Source organism: Brevundimonas sp. VNH65, from assembly GCF_049445955.1.
Taxonomy (GTDB): Bacteria; Pseudomonadota; Alphaproteobacteria; order Caulobacterales; family Caulobacteraceae; genus Brevundimonas.
Window position 1 is genome coordinate 21,930 of record NZ_JBMSDX010000002.1, and the last position, 18,206, is coordinate 40,135.

The window sequence follows — 18,206 nt, forward strand, 5'->3', positions numbered from 1 at the left end:
GGAAATCGGGCTTTGAATGGCCGGAATCGGAACGTGATCCGCTGCTTCGGTTTCTATCAGCTACAACCGATTCAGGCAAAATCGCCGGGCCGGATCGCGCCCTCCCCATACGGAACGAAAAGGACACCCCATGCGCACCCTCGCTTTCGCCGCCGCCGCCGCCCTGATCGCCGGTTGCGCGGTCGCCCAGACCGGCGGCCATGCCGGCCATGCGCCCGCGCCGGCCGCAGCCACGGCGGCGACGCCCACGCCTGTCGCCACGGCGGCGCTCAAGACGGCCGAGGGCGGCGACGCCGGGACCGTCACCGCCTATGCCGGTCCCAAGGGCACGCTGTTCGTCGTCGAGGGCAAGGGTTGGCCGAGCGGCTGGCACGGCGTCCACCTGCATGCCGTCGGCAAGTGCGAAGGACCGGGCTTCACCTCCGCCGGCGCCCACGCCAACCATGCCGAGGGCCCGAGCCCGCACGGCTTGCTGAACCCGTCAGGCCCTGACCTGGGCGACCTTCAGAACGTGCATGCGGCCGCCGACGGATCGGCCCATGCCGAGGTCTACGCCGCCAATCCTGGGCAGACGATCACCGGCCTGTCCTTCCTGGTCCACGCCAGTCGCGACGACCACGCCAGCCAGCCCATCGGCGGCGCCGGCGCCCGTATCGCCTGCGGCGTGTTCGAATAACGCCTAGGTCCATCTCTCGGCTGACAGCGCGGCGAATCCACAAGGCCGCGTCGGGTCGGGAGGTCCCGAAGGGCCGACGATCGCGGCCCAATCATCAGGCCTTCGCGCCGCCGGCGCGGAGGCCGCGCTCGGCCAGGGCCACCACCGCCACGCCTGCCAGGGCGATCGCCGAGCCGGTCAGGATCTGCGGCGTCAGCACATCCCCCATCCAGGCCCAGCCGATGAACATGGACACGACCGGCGTGGCCAGCAGATAGGGCGTCACCCGTCCGGCCTCGCGCCTTTGCACCAGCCAGAACATCAGGGTGGTGGCCACGACCGACGACACTACGCCCGCCCAGATCAGGGCCAGCCACACCAGCGGCGGCGCAGTGGTGAGCGCCTCGACCTGACCGTGCTCGAACACCGCCGAGCCGAAGGCCAGCATCGGCAGAGTGCCCGCCGCCAGCAGACCCTGCATCTTCACCGGCGGGATCGACGTCGTGCGCCGCGCCACCACCGTCGTCAGGGCCCAGGCCGCGCCGGCCGCGATCCCCACCAGGATCGCCCGCCAGTCCTCCAGCGCATGGGCGTCCAGCATCATCCAGCCGATGCCGACGAAGGCCACCCCCATCCCGACCAGGGCGCCGCGCTTCAACCGCTCGCCCAGGATCAGGAAGGCGAACAGGGCGGTGAACGGAATCCACAGCTGGTTGGCCACCGTCACCGGGCTGACGTCCTGCGCCAGCCAGTAGGCGACGTACAGCAGACCATACTGCAAGGCGCCGCCCACCAGGACGATGATGGTCAGGCTGCGCCAGTCGGGAAAAGGCGGCCGGATGAACGGCGCCAGGCAAAGGGTGGCGATCAGAAACCGCAGCGCCCCGACCAGCAGCGGCGACAGATGCTCTGTCGCCACCTTGGCCGCCGCATTGTTGATCCCCCAGATGAGGATGATCGCGACGATCGCCGCGATCTCCAGCGGCGCCAGCGGCTGGGGACGGGAAACGTCGGACGTTGGCGCAGCGGGAGGGGTCACAGGCCGTTCATGCCACGAACCCGAAGCCGCTGCGCGTCAAGGTCGGTGACGAGGTGTTTCATTGACACGTACGCTTTTCAGAGCGACCATGTACATATGAATGAATGGACCATCACCGAGATGCGCAAGGACCTGTTTCGCATCATCGACCAGATGATCGAAGACGGGGAAACGATCCGCATCCGTCGCGGCAAGCTATCCGTCGAGTTGACTCCCAAGATCGTGGCCGGCCCGGCCAATCAGCAGACGCGGGCGGAACGGTTCGACAGGATGATGGCTGAAGGCCCTCGAGCGGGTTCCGGGATCTTGGATTATGATCCGGCCGATGACAGCCACTGGGAATGGGATCCCGAAGCCAAGTTCAAGGATCTCGCCGGGCAGTGATCCATCTCGACACCCATGTCGTTGTCTGGCTGTACCTTCGCCTGAACACGAAACTGTCCGCCGCCGCGCGCCGAGAGATTCGTCAGGCGGACGACATCCGGATTTCGCCCATGGTGATGATCGAGCTCGAGGACCTCATCTCCATTGGCCGAATAAGAGTCCCTTCGCCTGAAGCCGTTCTGGGCTATCTGGACGAAGCGTTGAACGGCGTGACGCTCTCCCGGACATCCTTCGCCGACGTCGCACATCACGCGCGCACCATAGGATGGACCCGCGATCCGTTTGACCGACTGATCGTCGCCAATGCAGTCGTCGATCAGGCCCGGCTGGTGACCGCCGACGCGCGGATAAACGAACATTTCCGAAAGGCTGTCTGGTAAGGGCGGCGCCCGTCGAGCCCGACCTTGCCGCCGAGTTCGGGCGCCGTCAGAACGGAATGTCGTCGTTCAGGTCGTAGCTTTCCTTCGGGCCGCTCGGCTTGTTGGCGCCGCCGGTGGAGAAGCCGGACGAATAGTCGTCGTCACGACCGCCGCCATAGCCGCCGCCCGATCCGCCGCCCTGCGAGGCGCCGCCGCCGTCGCGGCCGCCCAGCATGGTCAGCTGGCCGTTGAAGCGCCCGATCACCACCTCGGTCGAATATTTCTCGACGCCCTGCTGATCGGTCCACTTCCGGGTCTGCAGCTGGCCCTCGACATAGATGGTCGAGCCCTTCTTCAGATAGTTCTCGACCACCTTGACGATGTTGTCGTTGAACACGACCACGCGGTGCCACTCGGTCTTTTCCTTGCGTTCGCCCGACTGGCGGTCGCGCCAGGTCTCGGACGTGGCCAGCGACAGATTGGCGATCCGGTCGCCGTTGGGCATGGACCGAATCTCCGGGTCCCGGCCCAGATTGCCGACCAGAATGACCTTGTTGACGCTGCCCGCCATGACGACCTCTCGAAAAATCCGGGCGCGGATCGACGCCGCGCCGTGCGGAACGGGCCTAGCGCGCCCCGTCCCCGTTGGAACCCTGTTTAACGCAATCTAAACGAAAGCCTGTGGATGTTCCAGTTTTGTTCCTGGCGTGCGGCCGCCGGCCCTATTCGGCTGGAGGCGTCGCAGGCGCCTCGGGCGTGGCCTCTCGCTGGATCGCGCCCGGCACCGCCAGCCGCCCGTCGCCGGTGCGCGCCAAGGCGAAGAAGCGCGTGCCTTCCAGCGACTGACCGAAATAGACGCCGGCGCGGTCGATGAAGATGAAGCGACCCTGATAGGCGCCGACCAGATCACGGCGCGACCCGCCCATCCGCAGGAAACGCAGACGCATCTGCTCCAGCTGCGCCGCGCAATGTTCGATCTGAGGCTGGTCGCGCGCCACGACGTGAAACTCCGGTTCGCCCTTCGCCCCGGCCTCAGGCAGGGTCACGCTGTAGCAGACGCCCGCATCGGTCGGCGCCTTGGTGCGGCTGGAGCAGGCGGCCAGGGCGGCCGCCGCGACGGTCACGGCGATAAGGGTTCCACGCATGGCTTAAAGTCCCGGGAAATGGCAGCTGCGATCCTGTTCGGCCAGGACGCGGAAGCGGTTGTTGTCGTTCGACTGTTCGACGCGGCGCGGCACCAGACGCAGGGTGGTGTCGCCCCACCGTCCGTACTGGGCGTCGCCCGGCCGTTGCACGCAATAGCCGTCGTACAGGGCCTTGACGCAGGCCGCCTGGCTGGTCGAGCCGGACACTGTCCGCCATTCCGAACCGGTGTAGCGCAGGCAGGGCGATCCGGCGGGCGCCGGCGCCGCCGCAGGACCGGCGCGATCGGTCTCGACGATGGTCGGTTCGGCGCTCGCCCCGTCGGCGGGCTTGTCCATCGGCAGGGTCGGGGGCGGCGCAAAGGCGGCCGTCGGGGCCGCGGCCAGGGCTCCGGTTTCATCCAGACCCACGTCCAGGGCGTCGGTGGCCAGGCCGTTGCGCTGGGCGCAATCCGCCAGGGTGGCCAGCCCCACGAACTGTCCGTCCACGAAACAGCGCAATTGCCGCGTCGGCTCCAGGCTCGGCGCCTCGGCCAGATCGATGTTCAGCCCGCCCATGGCGGCCGGAGGCGGCTCCGTCGGTTCCTGACGGCGTCCGCCGCCGAAGATCAGGGCCAGCACGACGGCCGCGACGACCGCGAGCACGGCGCCGCCCGCCAGAATGATCCGATTGTCCGTCGGCAGTCGCATTCAGATCTCGCACAGACTTTCAGACGTCTTCCGACCCGGGAACAGGCGCGTCCGCCCCCAATAACCCCGGCCGGGCCTCGCCCGTCAACCGCCCTGCGCCGGACAGCGATCAGCCGACGAGACGATCCAGCGCCGCCTGATAGTTGGCGATCTGGGCGGAAATATAGGCGGGCGCCGCTCCGCCGACCGTCTTGGGCAGGTTGGGGTTCATCGCCGCATAGACGCTGCGCACCGTACGGAGCGCGGCCGCAAGCTTTTCCCTGGCCGTCGCCACCGAGCCCGCGTCGTTCAGATTCAGATTGGCCGGCAGGTTCAGCCCATAGGTGGTGCGGATGTCGTCGCCGCTCTTGGCCCCGATATACCCCGGCGTCAGGCCCAGCCCCGCCAGGGCGTCGCGCCCGGTCTCTCCGGAACTCAGCACCGCGCCGCGCTCGGGATTGCGTGGCGTGATGCTCAGGCGCGAAAAGCCTCCGGCCGTCGCCGCTTCGTGTCCGGCCAGATCCTTGTCGTGAGATTCGGTGGTCACCTTGACCACAAGCCGCCCGCCGGACGCCGCCTGGATCTTGCGCGCCAGACTGGTCAGGGTCTCCCCGGCCGCGATCGACACGGCCACCTTGCGCCCGCCTTCGCCGGACGAGACATACAGGCGATCGCCGGTCCGCAGCGAAGTCGCCGCCGTCAGGGCCTCGGAATCGCTCTGATCGATCTCGCCCTGGGGCAGACCCAGCCGATCCAGCACGCTGGCCCCGCCCGAGGCCACCGCCAGGGTCGAGGCCCGGGCCTGATCGCCGGTCCCGAACCACTGCCGCTCGTATTCCACCGCCCCGCTGAGCGGATCCAGCCGGGCCAGATAGGCGCGCGTGGCGTCCGTCTCCTTGGCGCCGATCGCGCGATCGGCGACGCCGGTGATCCAGACCTTGCCGTCGTGGACCTTGACGTCGGCCGCCGTGTCGTCGCCCTCTCCGCCGTACCACGTCAGACGATCGTCGCCGGACGCCGCCAGATCGGCGCCCAGGGCGGCGACAAAGACGTCCGATCCCCCGGCGTGGGCGCCGTTGGTCGTCATGCCGGACGCCAGTTCGGCGTTCCTCGACGTCCCGGTGACGATCACCCGGCCGTCGGCCACCGCCACGCCCGAGATTTCCCCGCTCAGCGGCCCCAGATCGCGGGTCTCGGCCAGACTCGGCGCCCCGGCGCCGTCCAGGGTGAAGCGCCGGATCACCGCACGGCCGTTCTCGACGCCGGCCGTATAGAGGTTCGATCCGTCCACCGTCATGGCGTCGACCTGGTCCGCGCCCGTCGTGCCGAACTGGCTGACCCCGATCTGGGTCACCAGGGTCTTGGCGCCCTCATAGGGGGTGTAGGTGGAGAACGCCTGGACGTAGGAATCCCAACCCCCGACGCCGAACGTGCCGCTCATCGCCGACTGCGACCGACCGGCCACATAGACCTTGCCGTCCGCGCCGAAGTTGACCGACGTCGCCTCATCGGCCGCCTTGGCCCCGCGGCGCTGGGTCCACATCTCCTCGCCCTGGGCATCGAACACGGTCACGAAACTGTCGGCCAGCACCGGCGACGCCACCGTGGCGCCGGGCTCCAGGGCCCCGGTCACCGAGCCGGCCACCGCCACACGCCCGTCGTCGGACACGGCCAGGGCGTAGCCGCTGGCGCTGTCTGCGGCGCCGAGCGTGCGCGTCATCAGCAGCCGCCCGGCGCTGTCGAACTTCATCAGGGCGACGTCCTGGACCCCCTTGATCGGCTGATTGTCGACCGCCGCCACATCAGCGACCATCCACACCGATCCGTCCGGGCCGACGGCGCTGGCGCGAACCGTCTTCACGCCTTCGGGCAGGGCGCCCTGGGACACCCGGCCCTCGACCCAGATCGATTCGCCGGGCGCGGCGCCGGTCGGGGGCGCCGCCGTTCCGCCGTCGCTCTGGAACTTCAGCAACTCCGTCGACGCCGCATCCTTGCCGGTCTGCTGCACCACATAGACGGCGTCCGACACGGCGGGCGCGGAGAAGCCGACGGTCTCCGACGACGCCCCCTTGATCGCCAGCGACCACTGGTCGGGACCCGCGGGCAGGGTGGTGGTCCGGCCGTTGGCTGTCACCGTCTTGGGCTCGGGCTTGACCAGTTGCTTCTCGAGGCGGGTCGCGACGTTCTGGGCTTCCAGCTTGCCGTTGATATGGGTCACGACGGCGTCCATCGTCCGCGCCGCGCCGCCCATTTCCGACAGGTCTATGGCCACGGTCTTGGTCGTCGTGGTCGATCCGATCTTCGTCTTGATCGTGATGTCGAACCGCACATCGCCGTCAAAGGCCGCCACCGCCGTCGACAGATCGCCTTCGTGGACAGCTCCTGTCACGGAGGTGGTGCTCTCTCGTGCCACGCCCGCCGTCGTCTTGCTGGTGGCGCTGGTTCCGCCCTGCACGACCCGCACGTCCTTGAGGTTCGTCGAGGTCAGATAGGCCCCGATTTCGGACATGCCGGCGGCGAACCGCCTGGCCAGATTGGCCTGTTCGCTGGCTGACAGATTCTTGACCGACGCCCGGTCCGCCACGGCGCTCAGCGTCTCCAGACCGCTGTAGAGGGCGAACAGCTTCTTGTAGTCGGCGGACACTCCGCCCAGGTCGATCTTGACCCCGGACTCGTTGATGAACTTGCGCCCCGCCAAGGCGGCCGTGACCAGACTGTTGGTCGAGGGCTTGGCGTCTGCGGCCAGGGCCCAGGGCGCGGTCGGCTGTCGGCGGATCGCCGTGGCCGCAGAGCCGCTCGAGCCCGTCGAGAACGTCGACGTACCTCCGAACAGGCCGAGCAGATGGCTCTGGTTGATCACGGTCGCCTCCGCGCGTCAGCCTAGACCGCAAACGGCGCCGAAACCTTAAGAGGCCTTCACGGCGACGCGCCGGGCCCGTCCGATCAGTTCTGGAACAGCGACAGGATCATCTGCGGCGCCTGGTTGGCGATGGACAGCGACTGCACGCTCAGTTGCTGCTGCACCTGCAGGGCCTGCAGACGCGCGCTTTCCTTGGCCATGTCCGCATCCACCAGATTGCCGACGCCGACTTCCAGCGAATCCATCAGCCTGGAGACGAAGATGGTGTGATTGTCGATCCGGGTCGCCTCGGCGCCCAGCTCCGCCAGTCCGGCGTTGACGGTTCCGAGAGCGGCCGTCACGGCCGTCAGGGCGGCCGTCGCTCCCGCAACCGTCGTCAGGTCGGGCGCCGGATCGAGACCCAGGCCGTCGAGGGTGAAGTCCTGACGGTTCAGGTCGATCGTCGAACTGGCGTCGGCGTTGGCGAGGAATTGCAGCGCCGTGGCCGATGAGCCGTCGAGAATGTTCTGGCCGTCGAAGGTGGCATTGGCGGCGAATCCGGCGATCGACTGCAGCAGGGCCTGAAACTCGTTGTTGTAGGCGGTGCGCGTCTCCAGCGTGCCGCCCGGATCCGCGGCGGCGGTGGCCTTCTGCTTCAGCTGGGTCACCAGATCGGAGATCTGCTCGCCCGCCGCGATGCTGACATCGGCGATGGAGGTGGCGCGGTTCAGGCTGTTGCTGACGGCCTCATAGGCCTTCATGTCGGCGCGCTGGTTCTGGGCCACGGCCCAGACGGCGGCGTTGTCCTTGGCGCCCTGCACCTTCAGACCGGTCGACACGCGGTTCTGCGTCAGGGTCAGGCGCTCCCCGATCGCATTCATGTTCTGAAGCGCGACCTGGGCGGCGGCGTTGGTGTTGATGCTGGGCATACGGGATTCTACCCCTCGACGATTCGATTCGAGACTAGGGTTAAAACCGTATCCTTATGGTTAACAGCCGATAACCATGATCGCCGCGCCGGGATGACCCGCGCGGTTCATATCGAGCTCAGGCCCCTTCGCAGGTTTCGCGAGGGCGCTGTTTTCGTCGCTCAGGCGCGGGTGGAGGTCACCTGGCCGGCGACATAGCCGGGGTCGCCGCTGAGCTTGACCAGTTCCTCCCGAGGAAACTGGCGGATGGTCTCGCCGGTGGAGCGGTCCACGGTCTTGTAGACGAAGACTCCCGGACGCGGCCCTTCCTCGATCACCAGGCGATAGTCGGGCGCCTGTGGAATCGCGGTCTGCGATCCGGCGTTTCGCCCACCGGGATTCTGGGGCGCGCTTCCAAAGGAGGCCAGGGATGCGGCCGATACGGCGCTTACGGCGTTCGTGTCGTTTGGCATGTCTCCTTACGTCCCGCAGGACGTCTCCTGATGAAGACCGGACGTCCGGGCGGGGCCTTTCGACCCCGCCCTCGCGTTTCGGTCTTAGCGGAACAGGCTGAGCAGGATGCTGCTCGACGAGTTCGCGATGGACAGGGCCTGCACACCCAGCTGTTGCTTGGTCTGCAGGGCCGTCAGTTTGGCGCTTTCCTTGGCCAGGTCGGCGTCGACCAGATTGCCCGCGCCGGCTTCCAGGGAGTCCTGGAGCTTGGAGTTGAAGGCGATCTGACGTTCGTACGACTTGGCGTTGGTGCCGATGGTCTGCAGCGCGCCGGCCCAGGTGTCGATCGTCGTCTGGACGGCGGCGGCCGTCTGACCCGGAGCGGTCCAGGTGGTCGAGAAGGCGGCCGTGCCGTCAAAGCTGGCGGCGGTGACCGCATTGCCGATTTCGGTCGCCAGAGCCGTGAAGTCGGCCTGATACGAAGCGACACCCGTGCCGCCCGCCTCGATGGCGGCCGCCAGGGTCTTCATCTCGGTCAGGGCGGCCATGATCGATTCGCCGGCCGCAAGGCCGACTTCCGCCACGGACTGCTGACGCTGCAGGTTGTTGATCGTCGCGTCTAGGGCCTTGGCGTTGGCCTTCTGGGTCGTGGCGATGGCCCAGACGGCGCCGTTGTCCTTGGCCGAGGCGACCTTCAGACCGGTGGTGACGCGGTTCTGGGTCTTGTCCAGTTCGCGGCTCGTGGCCGACAGCGACTGGGCGGCGACCATGGCGCCGTAGTTCGTGTTGATGCTGGCCATTTTGGCCTCCTTGTCTTCGACATTCAAACCGCCGTTTTGGCGGCCGTGAGCGTTTTGCTCGGGGTTTCGGGATCAGGCGACGGCCGCAGCCGCCGCCCTCAGCCGATGGGGTTAGCGGAACAGGCTGAGCAGGATGCTGCTCGACGAGTTCGCGATGGACAGGGCCTGCACGCCCAGCTGTTGCTTGGTTTGCAGGGCCGTCAGCTTGGCGCTTTCCTTGGCCAGGTCGGCGTCGACCAGATTGCCCGCGCCGGCTTCCAGGGAGTCCTGGAGCTTGCCGTTGAAGGCGATCTGACGCTCGTACGACTTGGCGTTGGTGCCGATCGTCTGCAGCGTGCCCGACCAGGCGTCGATGGCGTCCTGAACGCCGCCGGCCGCCACCGTCGCCGGCGGAATGCCGTCGGTCGGGGTGGTCAGGGCGTTGGTGCCGTCGAACACGGCGGCGGTGACGGCGGCCGTGATTTCCGCGGACAGGGCGTCATAGTCGGCCTGATACGAGGCGGTGCCCGTTCCGCCGGCCAGGATGGCGGCTTCCAGGGACTTCATCTCGGTCAGGGCGGCCATGATGGTGTCGCCGGCCGCAAGGCCGACTTCCGCCACGGACTGCTGACGCTGCAGGTTGTTGATCGTCGCGTCTAGGGCCTTGGCGTTGGCCTTCTGGGTCGTGGCGATCGCCCATATGGCGCCGTTGTCCTTGGCGGACGACACCTTCAGGCCGGTGGTGACGCGGTTCTGGGTCTTGTCCAGTTCACGGCTCGTGGCCGACAGCGACTGGGCGGCGACCATGGCGCCGTAGTTCGTATTGATGCTGGCCATTTTGGCCTCCTTGTCTTCGACATTCAAACCGCCCTTTTGGCGGCCGTGAGCGTTTTGCTCGGAGTTTCGGGATCAGGCGACGGCCGCAGCCCCCGCCCTCAGCCGATGGGGTTAGCGGAACAGGCTGAGCAGGATGCTGCTCGACTGGTTCGCGATGGACAGGGCCTGCACGCCCAGCTGTTGCTTGGTCTGCAGGGCCGTCAGCTTGGCGCTTTCCTTGGCCAGATCGGCGTCCACCAGATTGCCCGCACCGGCTTCCAGCGAATCCTGGAGCTTGCCGTTGAAGGCGATCTGACGTTCGTACGACTTGGCGTTGGTGCCGATCGTCTGCAGACGGCCGGCCCAGGCGTCGATTTCGGTCTGGACGTCGGCGGCCGTCAGGGTGGTCCAGGTCGGCGCCGCCGTCGGCTGCGCCGGCGGGGTGCCGCCGAAGGCGTTCGTCCCGTCGAACACCGCAGCCGTGATGGCCGCGCCGATCTCATTGGCCAGAGCCGTGTAGTCGGACTGATAGGCCGTGGTGCCCGCGCCGCCGTCGCCGGCGTCGATGGCGGCCGCCAGGGTCTTCATCTCGGACAGGGCGGCCATGATGGTGTCGCCGGCCGCAAGGCCGACTTCCGCCACGGACTGCTGGCGCTGAAGATTGTTGATCGTCGAGTCCAGGGCCTTGGCGTTGGCCTTCTGGGTCGTGGCGATCGCCCAGATGGCGCCGTTGTCCTTGGCGGACGACACCTTCAGGCCGGTGGTGACGCGGTTTTGGGTTTTGTCCAGTTCGCGGCTTGTGGCCGACAGCGACTGGGCGGCGACCATGGCGCCGTAGTTCGTGTTGATGCTGGCCATTTTGGCAGCGTCTCCTTCACTTCGCGATGTCCGACGCCGTTTTGGCGGTCGGGAGCCTTTTGCTCGGGCGCTGCCCTGCATGGGCCGAGCCACGGGCGCCACGATCGGGAAATGTTCAAGACACTGATTTTTATATGTTACCTTTGATTCACCTTGCGGAGACGCTCGGCAGATTTTGCCGGTCTGCCCGACAGGCGGGCAGATAATGCCGGGCGCCCGGTCATTCCTGCCGGGTCAAGCGCCGCCAGAGACGCCCGAGGGGATCTGTTTCCGGGCGCTTCGACATCAGGCCGTCCTGCAGGGTCCGCTCCGCCAGAAAAGTCTCCACGGCGAGGCGACGCGCTCCGTCGCATGACACGATCTCGCTCCCCCGCGCCGCATAGGCGATCTCAAGGTCGGATCGCGTCGGCTCCGGCGGCAGGGTCGTCAGCAAGCAGGGCCGAAGCGCCGCTTCCGGCAGGTCCAGACGCGGCGACGCAACCGCCGAGCCCGGGCGAGATGCGGCACAGCTCACGATCATGGGCGTGCAAGCGATCAGCACGATCAGCCTCCAGGGGAAGATGGGCGTCATCGGCGTCTTCGGCTCCTTTGCGGACGATCCCGGTCGCGCGCTCCGCGCTCGCCGCCGTCGTCAGATGTCGTTCAAGTCGGGCCGCCTGGTCGCGCCCGGCCCCCGCCTCGGCGGCGCGGGCGGCGGCCTCCGCCTCGGCGCGGTCCGCCCGCGCCTCGGCCTGTTCCAGCCGTCGCCGGTCCCAGCCGAACGGATCCCACCGGACCCCCAGCCGCCCCGCCGCCAACACCAGGATCCCGATCGTGACCGCGACGATCACCACCGGGCCGATCTTCCGCGCCAGCTCGGTCGCGGCGATCATCGGTAGACCTTTCGATCCAGCTCGAAGTGCGGCCCGTCGCGCAACGTCTTCCAGTCTCCGCCCCAGACGATCGGCGTCCCCAGCGACCCGGCCGCCGCCTTGAACGCCTCGGCGATACGGGGATACAGCGGCCAGTCCCATCGCACCCGCCCCTCGACCAGCGCCGCCACATCGACGGCGTGACCGGTCAGGTGCCGCGAGTTCAGCGTCCGGCTGGCGCCCGCCTTCACCAGGGCCCGCTGGCGCTCCGGGCTGCGACGCCCCTCCGTCACCACGAAGTCCACGGCCGTGCGCCGGATCGCCGCCTCGACCACGGCGACCAGATCAGGATGGACGCCGGTCAACCGCGCCCGCGATCGCTGCGAAAGACGAAAACTCACGACCGGCCCCCTTTCGTTTCGGCGACGCGCCCGGCTTCCAGTCGAAGGCGCAGATTGGCCGTCAGGGCGACCAGCTGCTGCGCCGTCGGGGCCACCAGATAGATCGTCAACAACAGGGCCATCAGCCCCATCAGCCCGCGCGCCAGCGGCAGCAGGGCGGCCGGGGGCACGATCTCCACCGTCCGGGCCAGCAGCGCCCAAAGGCCCAGCGACGCCGCGAAGACATAGAGGCGACGCCACAACCAGCGCCCCTCAGCCAGACTCGTCTCGACCGTCATGCCGCCCAATCCTCCTCTTCCCGCTCCCGCAACGGCCCGTTCTCCCTGCAGTCGCCGACCTGCAGCCTCGCCTCGTCCACGCTCAACAGCTCCGGCGCCTCCCACAGCTCCGGATCCGGCGTCTCGATCAGGTCTCCCTCCCGCATGATCCGGCGCATGGGTCACCCCACCACCGTCAGGATCACGCAGCCGTCGCCGCCACGACCGCCGGTTCCGGCTCCGGCGACGCCGGCTCCTCCGCCCCCGCCCCCGGCTCCGGAACCGCCGTCTCCCCCATCGTGACCGACACCGGACCCGACGGCGCCGCCGCCCCCGCCGCCTCCACCGGCCCAGGGCCAGAGATCATCCGCCGCTGCGCCGTCGCTCCCGCTCGCCAGAACGCCGCCCGCGCCGCCGATTACGGCCGCGCCCACACTGGCCCCCGCGCCGCCGCCGGCTCCGGCGCCCGCCTCGCCCCCTGCGGTCAGGCCGCCGCCGCCGGCGCCGCCGCCAGGCCCCTCGGCGCACTCCCTCTCCGCTCCGGCTTCGGCCGAGCCTTCGGCCCCGCCCTCGCCCCCGCCGTTCGCCGGAATCTGGCCCAGACCTCCGGCGCCGCCCTCGCCGTCCGCCTTCCCGCCACCACCGCCCAGGACGCGAATCCGGGTCATCCCGTCGACCAGCAGGCGGGTCTGTCCGCCGTCCGCCCCGTCCGATCCGTCCGGCTCGTCGGCCACGCCTCCGGCGCCGCCCTGTCCGATTTCGGCGGCCAGACCGCCCGTCAGCTCCGCCGCGTCCCACACGGCGGTCGCCATGCCGCCGGCGCCGCCCCCGCCGCCGCCCGGGCGCACGCCCGCCGGACCGTAGGCGCCCGAAGCCCCGCCTCCGCCGCCGCCGGTGACTCGCACCTCGACCCGCCGCGCCCAGGCCGGGGGCGTCCAGACGCCGTCTTCCGTCAGGAGCACCGTCTCCAACCTCCCCGCGCCGGCGGCGAACACCGCCCCCGCCGTGCCCCGATCCACCCGCAGCGCCTCGCGCCAGATCCCGGCGTCATCGGCGACCTTCAGCACCAGGTCGTCGTCGCCGACCAGTCCGATCTCGGCCCGCCCCTGCCACCCGCTCTGAAACAGCAGGGACCCCACGTCGGACGCGCCGTCCTTGTTCAGCACCAGCCTCAGGTCCCCGCCGTCCGCGCCGCCGGGCGCGGTGAACAGCGCCCTGGCCAGACGCGCCGCCAGGGGATTCGCCGCATCCGCCTCTGTGTTCAGGCCCAGACGCGCCAGACCCTGAACCTCGCCCAGTCGCTCCCCCAGCCGACGCCAGACCTCCCCGTGACGGATCAGGACGCAGCCCTCGTCGGCCACCAGCACGACCAGGCCGTCGGGCGCGACTTCCCTGGCCCAGCCGCCGGGCTCGGCCCTGACCAGGTCGCCCGCCGCGAACCGGACCACTCGCCCGTCGTCGCGCCCTCGGCGACGATATGCAGTTCGCCCCCTTCCGCCTCCGTCGGCGGAGCCTCTGCGCCGCGGCTCGCCACACGGCACTGGACCAGAACGTCCAGCCGGGTCAGGGCCTCGTTGACGGTGATGTGTTTCTGCAGCTGGCCCGCGGCGAGATAGGGCAGGCCCAGGCGGTCGGTGGCGTCCATGGTGATCTCCGTGTCTTCGGAGACCAGTCTGTCGCGTCGCGCCTGTTCGCCCGGATCAGCGGCCTGTCCGCCCGTGAATCACCAGGAATTTCAGCGCCCGACGGCCACGATCCGTCGCAGGATCAGTCGTGCAGATAGACGATCCGACGCAGCCCCTTGTCGTCCCGCACCCGCGCCAGATGACCTTCGTGGGCGCCCGAGGCGCGCGCGGCGGCCTCGCTGTCCTCGACCCAGTGGGTCGATTCGATATCCCGCTGCAGCGCCTTGGCCGCCAGCAGGTGGCCCGGAAACAGCACGTCCACGACATCCGCCGGCAGAAAGAAGGCCTCGCCCGTCAGGGTGGTCACCGTGTCGATGCCCAGCCAGGCCGCCATCTGGGCGATCGTCGCCGGGGTCGCCTTGGCCGCCACCGCCTGCTTCAGCAGCCAGGCCGCCGCCCCCACGGTGTAGACCGCGCCGACACCGGGCACGAAGGCCAGCAGGCCGTCCAGCCCGATGCCGAACGGGCCGATGCCGACCGCCCGGTCCGAGAGTTTCTTGATCCCCTCGACATTCGACCAGATTTTCTCGATATCCGCGATTGACCGTCTGGCCATGCGTCCCTCCCCAGGGCCCTGCAACGCTGTCCATCTGCACACGTTCCGCGCGAGAATGACAAGGGTCTCTGAGCAGGGGGCTCGCGAGAGGTCGGCGACCATGGGAATTCCTGCGGACAACCTCGGACGGCTGTTGCTCAACCTGCTGCTGATCGGACTGACGGGCGCCCCGCTGGCCGTCGCCGCGGCGGCCCTCAGCGGCCTCGGCCATCGCTGGGTCGACATCCTGGCCCAGTTTCCGGCCCCGGCCCTGTGGGCGGCTCTGGCCCTCATGATCGGCGCGCTTGTCCTGCGCCTGTGGCCGGCGGCGACGGTCGCCGCGATCGCGAGCCTGGCCTGCCTGATCGCCGTCTGGCCGCAATGGCGGCCTGACGCGCCCCGGCCCGACCCCGCCGCGCCGGCCGTGACCCTGTATTTCGCCAATCTCTACATGGGCAATGAGGACGCGACCTCGGTCGCCCGCTCGATCACCGCGTCCCAGGCCGACGTGGTGGTGCTGGTGGAGATGTCCGACGCCCTGGCCGACCAGGCGGACCAGGTCCTCGCCGACTATCCGCACCGCCTGCTGGACCGCCGCGCGCGCGGCCCACGGGGCGACCGGATCGTCGTCGCCTCACGAACGCCCCTGACGCCGCATCGTGTGACCGGGTCCGAGCTGATCGCCGCCACCGCCACGGTCCAGACGGCGCTCGGCCCGATCGACGTCTTCGGCGCCCATCTGACCCGGCCCTGGCCGTATCAATTCCAGTGGGCCCAGATCATCCAGACGATGCAGCTTACCGACAATGTCCGGCGCGCCGCTCACCCGGCGGTCGTCGCCGGGGATTTCAACAGCGTGTCCAGCGCCCGCATCGGCCGACAGGTCCAGGCCGACATGGGTCTGGTCGCCGCGCCCGGCTGGCCCGGAACCTGGCCGGCGCGCGCGCCCGCTCCGATCGGCCTGACCATCGATCAGGTCTATCATGACCGGCGGCTGGCCGTGGTCGATCGCCGCCTCGGCCTGCCGACCGGATCGGACCATCGGCCGGTGATCGTGCGTCTCAGCCGCGCCCTGCCCTGACAGCCTCGACCGCTTCGGCCAGCCGGGCGGCGTGGCCGTCCATCGGGAAATCGTCGGCGACCCAGCTGTCCTCGAACCGTTTCAGCGCCTGGCCCACCTCCGGTCCCGCCGTCGCTCCGGCCGCCGCCGCGTCACGCCCCCCCACCGGCAGACGCGGCCTTTTCCAGCGTTCGGCCACGGAAACCAGATGTTCGACCATGGCGGCGTCGATCCGACCCTCGGCCCCGGCGCGACGCGCCTGATCCGTCGCCGCGATCAGCCCGTCTCGCCAGACGCGGATACGCATTCCCCGCGCTTCGATCGCCGCATCGACCCCGCCGGAGGCGGCGACGGAAAGGCGATCCGACACAGCGTTGGGCGCTCTCAAGCGCCGCGCCGCCGCCTCGGCGACCTCGGGCCGCTCCGGCAGCAGGGCTGACAGCCGTAACACCGGATCGGCGACCGCGCCCGCCATCCGGTCGAACGCCGACAGGTCGTCGCGCGCCTCGGGCAAAACGACCGCCAGCACCCCGGAAGCGGCCATGACCCGCACGGCCGGTCGCGGATCAGGCGCCGCCAGCAGCTTCATCAGTTCCTTGTAGATGCGCTCGACCGACAGCCGCGCGACGCCGTCCTTCAGTTCGACCGAAGCCGCCAACCCGTCCGCATCCGGCTCACCCGACCCGTACCAGGCGTGAAAGCGGAAAAATCGAAGGATGCGCAGATAGTCCTCGCGGATCCGCGTGCGCGCCTCGCCGACGAACACGATCCGCCGCGCCTCGAGATCCGCCAGCCCCCAGCCGGTGGGATCGAAAACGCGTCCGTCGCCGTCGGCGTAGAGGGCGTTCAGTCGAAAATCGCGTCGCGCGGCGTCCTCCGCCCAGTCCTCGGTGAAGGCCACCACGGCGCGGCGCCCATCCGTCTCCACATCGCGTCTCAGGGTGGTGACCTCATAGGGCCGTCCGCCCGACACCGCCGTCACCGTGCCGTGGTCCACACCCGTCGGCACGACCTTCAGCCCGGCGGCCCGCAACGCCGCCATCACGGCCTCGGGCTTAAGCGGGGTCGCCAGATCGAGGTCGTCGACCGGCGCTCCCAGCAGGGCGTTGCGCACGCAGCCCCCGACGAAACGCGCCGCGCCCGGCCCGCCCGCCGCCTCGAGCGCCGCCAGAACCCGCCGGGTCTCGGGAGAGGTCAACCACGGCTCCGACGCCAGGTCGCGCCCGCTCACGCCGCCGCTCCCTCGCTGTCGCCTTCGGCCAGACGGGCGCACAGCGAACGGATGATTCCCGCCGTCGCGCCCCAGATGTAGCGATCCTCCCACGGCATGGCCCAGAACCACCGCCGGTCGCCGCTCGGCATGTCCAGGAAGTCCCTCCGATGGTTGGCGGCGTCCATCAGGAAGTCCCAGGGCGTCTCGAAGATCTCGGCCACCTCGGCCTCGCTGGGGGCCACCACCGGCGGCGCCGAAAGCCAGCCGACGACCGGCGTCACCAGGAACCCAGTGCCGGTCTCATACGGGTCTCCCAGGCCCAGCACCTCGACCGTCGAGGCGTCGAGGGCGATCTCCTCGCGCGCCTCTCGAAGGGCCGCCTCAACCGCCGTCTCGCCGGGATCCAGCCTGCCGCCGGGAAAGGCGATCTGGCCGCTGTGCTTGGTCAGGGTGTCCGCCCGACGGGTCAGCAGCGCCGAAACCCCTTCCATCCGGTCGATCAGGGGCACCAGGACCGCCGCCGGCCGCAACTCCCGCTCGCCGAAGCTCACGCCGGGGTTCAGATCCAGGTCGGACCGGACGGCCGCGCCGTCCGCCCTCCAGTCCTCGATCGGCGTCAGTCGGGCCGTCAACCGCGCTTTCAGGACCGCGCCGTTCACGCCACCCCCTCGCCGGGGCCGCCCAGTGGAAACTCCACGCCGTTCGACCGGACGCACAGCCGCCCGTCGACCACCCGCGCCCGCTCGACCAGTTCATAGAAGACGGGACGCGCGATCCGCGCCTCCAGTCCCCGCCGCACATGCAGTCGCGGCGCCGGTTCGCCGGTGACGCCATCGGTCTCGACCATGACAGCATGCTCCGGTCCGGCCTCGACCATGTCCCCGACGTCGGTGGTGAAACTCAGCACCGGCTCGCCGTCGCGCACGACGGCCTCGACCGCGACGGCCCGGAACGGCAGGTCCTCGACCCTGATCTTCAGCTTCTCGACGGGCGTCACCAGATGGTGGCCGTCCGGGTCCAGCCTCAGCACCGTGGAGAACAGCCGGACCAGCTCCCGCCGCCCGATCGGCGACCCTTCATGCATCCAGGTCCCGTCGGCGCGAATGACGATGTCGATCTCGCCGCAATGGGGCGGATTCCACAGATGCACCGGCGGCAGGCCGCGCCCGGTCGCGTCCCGGGGCGCCTGCTTCGCCGCCGCCGTCACGCCGGCCAGTCCGCCGCTGCGCCTGCTTTCCGATGTCGTGGGTTCGACCATGCGTCAGAGTAACCGTGCCAACGGCAGGAATAAACTGACAAGCGT

At 69.4% G+C, this 18,206-nt stretch carries 24 protein-coding genes; 4 read left to right on the forward strand and 20 right to left on the reverse strand.

Annotated elements, in window-relative coordinates:
* The first annotated feature begins 163 nt into the window (after positions 1 to 163).
* Positions 164 to 676: a superoxide dismutase family protein gene (locus tag ACO2Q1_RS04015; RefSeq protein WP_423328751.1), complete on the forward strand. Its 513-nt coding sequence runs from the start codon at positions 164 to 166 to the stop codon at positions 674 to 676.
* Positions 677 to 770: 94 nt separating this feature from the next.
* Here ACO2Q1_RS04015 and ACO2Q1_RS04020 read toward each other — a convergent pair whose 3' ends face one another.
* Entirely contained in the window at positions 771 to 1,694 is a 924-nt protein-coding gene (locus ACO2Q1_RS04020; RefSeq protein WP_423328258.1) for a DMT family transporter, read from the reverse strand.
* A 120-nt stretch (positions 1,695 to 1,814) separates the two neighbouring features.
* On the opposite strand from ACO2Q1_RS04020, the gene ACO2Q1_RS04025 reads away from it, so the two are divergent.
* Both ACO2Q1_RS04025 and ACO2Q1_RS04030 read left to right on the forward strand, forming a co-directional pair.
* Positions 1,815 to 2,078 (forward strand): hypothetical protein, encoded by a 264-nt coding sequence (locus ACO2Q1_RS04025; protein ID WP_423328259.1) that lies wholly within the window; start codon positions 1,815 to 1,817, stop codon positions 2,076 to 2,078.
* Positions 2,075 to 2,458, forward strand: coding sequence for a type II toxin-antitoxin system VapC family toxin (locus ACO2Q1_RS04030; protein ID WP_423328260.1), 384 nt, complete (start codon positions 2,075 to 2,077; stop codon positions 2,456 to 2,458). Before ACO2Q1_RS04025 ends, ACO2Q1_RS04030 begins: the two co-directional genes overlap by 4 nt.
* Positions 2,459 to 2,504: 46 nt before the next feature.
* Here ACO2Q1_RS04030 and ssb read toward each other — a convergent pair whose 3' ends face one another.
* From ssb to ACO2Q1_RS04110, 16 genes are all read right to left on the reverse strand, one after another.
* Positions 2,505 to 3,008 carry a single-stranded DNA-binding protein gene (gene ssb, locus ACO2Q1_RS04035; protein WP_423328261.1) on the reverse strand — a complete coding sequence of 168 codons (504 nt, stop codon included), beginning with the start codon at positions 3,006 to 3,008 and terminating at the stop codon, positions 2,505 to 2,507.
* Between the two features lie 151 nt (positions 3,009 to 3,159).
* A complete protein-coding gene (locus tag ACO2Q1_RS04040) occupies positions 3,160 to 3,582 on the reverse strand; it encodes a hypothetical protein (RefSeq protein WP_423328262.1) in 423 nt (140 codons plus the stop codon).
* Positions 3,583 to 3,585: 3 nt separating this feature from the next.
* Positions 3,586 to 4,269, reverse strand: a complete 684-nt coding sequence (locus ACO2Q1_RS04045; RefSeq protein ID WP_423328263.1) for a hypothetical protein — start codon at positions 4,267 to 4,269, stop codon at positions 3,586 to 3,588.
* Between the two features lie 109 nt (positions 4,270 to 4,378).
* Positions 4,379 to 7,108: a transcriptional regulator gene (locus ACO2Q1_RS04050; RefSeq protein WP_423328264.1), complete on the reverse strand. Its 2,730-nt coding sequence runs from the start codon at positions 7,106 to 7,108 to the stop codon at positions 4,379 to 4,381.
* Positions 7,109 to 7,191: 83 nt separating this feature from the next.
* Positions 7,192 to 8,016: a flagellin gene (locus ACO2Q1_RS04055; protein ID WP_423328265.1), complete on the reverse strand. Its 825-nt coding sequence runs from the start codon at positions 8,014 to 8,016 to the stop codon at positions 7,192 to 7,194.
* 161 nt (positions 8,017 to 8,177) lie between these two features.
* Positions 8,178 to 8,468 carry a hypothetical protein gene (locus ACO2Q1_RS04060; protein ID WP_423328266.1) on the reverse strand — a complete coding sequence of 97 codons (291 nt, stop codon included), beginning with the start codon at positions 8,466 to 8,468 and terminating at the stop codon, positions 8,178 to 8,180.
* 84 nt (positions 8,469 to 8,552) lie between these two features.
* Positions 8,553 to 9,248, reverse strand: a complete 696-nt coding sequence (locus ACO2Q1_RS04065; RefSeq protein WP_423328267.1) for a flagellin — start codon at positions 9,246 to 9,248, stop codon at positions 8,553 to 8,555.
* Between the two features lie 111 nt (positions 9,249 to 9,359).
* Positions 9,360 to 10,064 carry a flagellin gene (locus tag ACO2Q1_RS04070; protein ID WP_423328268.1) on the reverse strand — a complete coding sequence of 235 codons (705 nt, stop codon included), beginning with the start codon at positions 10,062 to 10,064 and terminating at the stop codon, positions 9,360 to 9,362.
* Positions 10,065 to 10,175: 111 nt separating this feature from the next.
* The gene (locus tag ACO2Q1_RS04075; RefSeq protein WP_423328269.1) at positions 10,176 to 10,901 is read right to left on the reverse strand and encodes a flagellin; all 726 of its coding nucleotides are present in this window, start codon (positions 10,899 to 10,901) and stop codon (positions 10,176 to 10,178) included.
* Positions 10,902 to 11,290: 389 nt separating this feature from the next.
* Positions 11,291 to 11,773, reverse strand: coding sequence for a hypothetical protein (locus ACO2Q1_RS04080; RefSeq protein WP_423328270.1), 483 nt, complete (start codon positions 11,771 to 11,773; stop codon positions 11,291 to 11,293).
* Positions 11,770 to 12,153: a M15 family metallopeptidase gene (locus tag ACO2Q1_RS04085; RefSeq protein WP_423328271.1), complete on the reverse strand. Its 384-nt coding sequence runs from the start codon at positions 12,151 to 12,153 to the stop codon at positions 11,770 to 11,772. The genes ACO2Q1_RS04080 and ACO2Q1_RS04085 overlap by 4 nt, the downstream gene beginning before the upstream one ends.
* Positions 12,150 to 12,431, reverse strand: a complete 282-nt coding sequence (locus ACO2Q1_RS04090) for a hypothetical protein (RefSeq protein WP_423328272.1) — start codon at positions 12,429 to 12,431, stop codon at positions 12,150 to 12,152. The genes ACO2Q1_RS04085 and ACO2Q1_RS04090 overlap by 4 nt, the downstream gene beginning before the upstream one ends.
* Positions 12,428 to 12,589, reverse strand: a complete 162-nt coding sequence (locus ACO2Q1_RS04095) for a hypothetical protein (RefSeq protein ID WP_423328273.1) — start codon at positions 12,587 to 12,589, stop codon at positions 12,428 to 12,430. The genes ACO2Q1_RS04090 and ACO2Q1_RS04095 overlap by 4 nt, the downstream gene beginning before the upstream one ends.
* A 3-nt stretch (positions 12,590 to 12,592) precedes the next feature.
* Positions 12,593 to 13,858 (reverse strand): hypothetical protein, encoded by a 1,266-nt coding sequence (locus ACO2Q1_RS04100; RefSeq protein ID WP_423328274.1) that lies wholly within the window; start codon positions 13,856 to 13,858, stop codon positions 12,593 to 12,595.
* The gene (locus ACO2Q1_RS04105; protein ID WP_423328275.1) at positions 13,747 to 14,055 is read right to left on the reverse strand and encodes a DUF2793 domain-containing protein; all 309 of its coding nucleotides are present in this window, start codon (positions 14,053 to 14,055) and stop codon (positions 13,747 to 13,749) included. Before ACO2Q1_RS04105 ends, ACO2Q1_RS04100 begins: the two co-directional genes overlap by 112 nt.
* A gap of 122 nt (positions 14,056 to 14,177) precedes the next feature.
* Positions 14,178 to 14,651, reverse strand: a complete 474-nt coding sequence (locus ACO2Q1_RS04110) for a DUF4112 domain-containing protein (RefSeq protein WP_423328276.1) — start codon at positions 14,649 to 14,651, stop codon at positions 14,178 to 14,180.
* 100 nt (positions 14,652 to 14,751) lie between these two features.
* Between ACO2Q1_RS04110 and ACO2Q1_RS04115 the strand changes: the two genes are divergently transcribed.
* The gene (locus ACO2Q1_RS04115; protein WP_423328277.1) at positions 14,752 to 15,711 is read left to right on the forward strand and encodes an endonuclease/exonuclease/phosphatase family protein; all 960 of its coding nucleotides are present in this window, start codon (positions 14,752 to 14,754) and stop codon (positions 15,709 to 15,711) included.
* On the opposite strand, the gene ACO2Q1_RS04120 is transcribed toward ACO2Q1_RS04115, so the two are convergent.
* The 3 genes from ACO2Q1_RS04120 to ACO2Q1_RS04130 are packed head-to-tail and all read right to left on the reverse strand — an operon-like array spanning position 15,692 to position 18,161.
* Complete coding sequence (locus ACO2Q1_RS04120; protein ID WP_423328278.1) at positions 15,692 to 16,921, reverse strand: CCA tRNA nucleotidyltransferase; 1,230 nt, start codon at positions 16,919 to 16,921, stop codon at positions 15,692 to 15,694. The genes ACO2Q1_RS04115 and ACO2Q1_RS04120 overlap by 20 nt on opposite strands.
* Entirely contained in the window at positions 16,918 to 17,562 is a 645-nt protein-coding gene (locus ACO2Q1_RS04125) for a CoA pyrophosphatase (protein WP_423328279.1), read from the reverse strand. The genes ACO2Q1_RS04120 and ACO2Q1_RS04125 overlap by 4 nt, the downstream gene beginning before the upstream one ends.
* Positions 17,559 to 18,161, reverse strand: coding sequence for a DUF1285 domain-containing protein (locus tag ACO2Q1_RS04130; protein WP_423328280.1), 603 nt, complete (start codon positions 18,159 to 18,161; stop codon positions 17,559 to 17,561). The genes ACO2Q1_RS04125 and ACO2Q1_RS04130 overlap by 4 nt, the downstream gene beginning before the upstream one ends.
* Positions 18,162 to 18,206 lie beyond the last annotated feature (45 nt).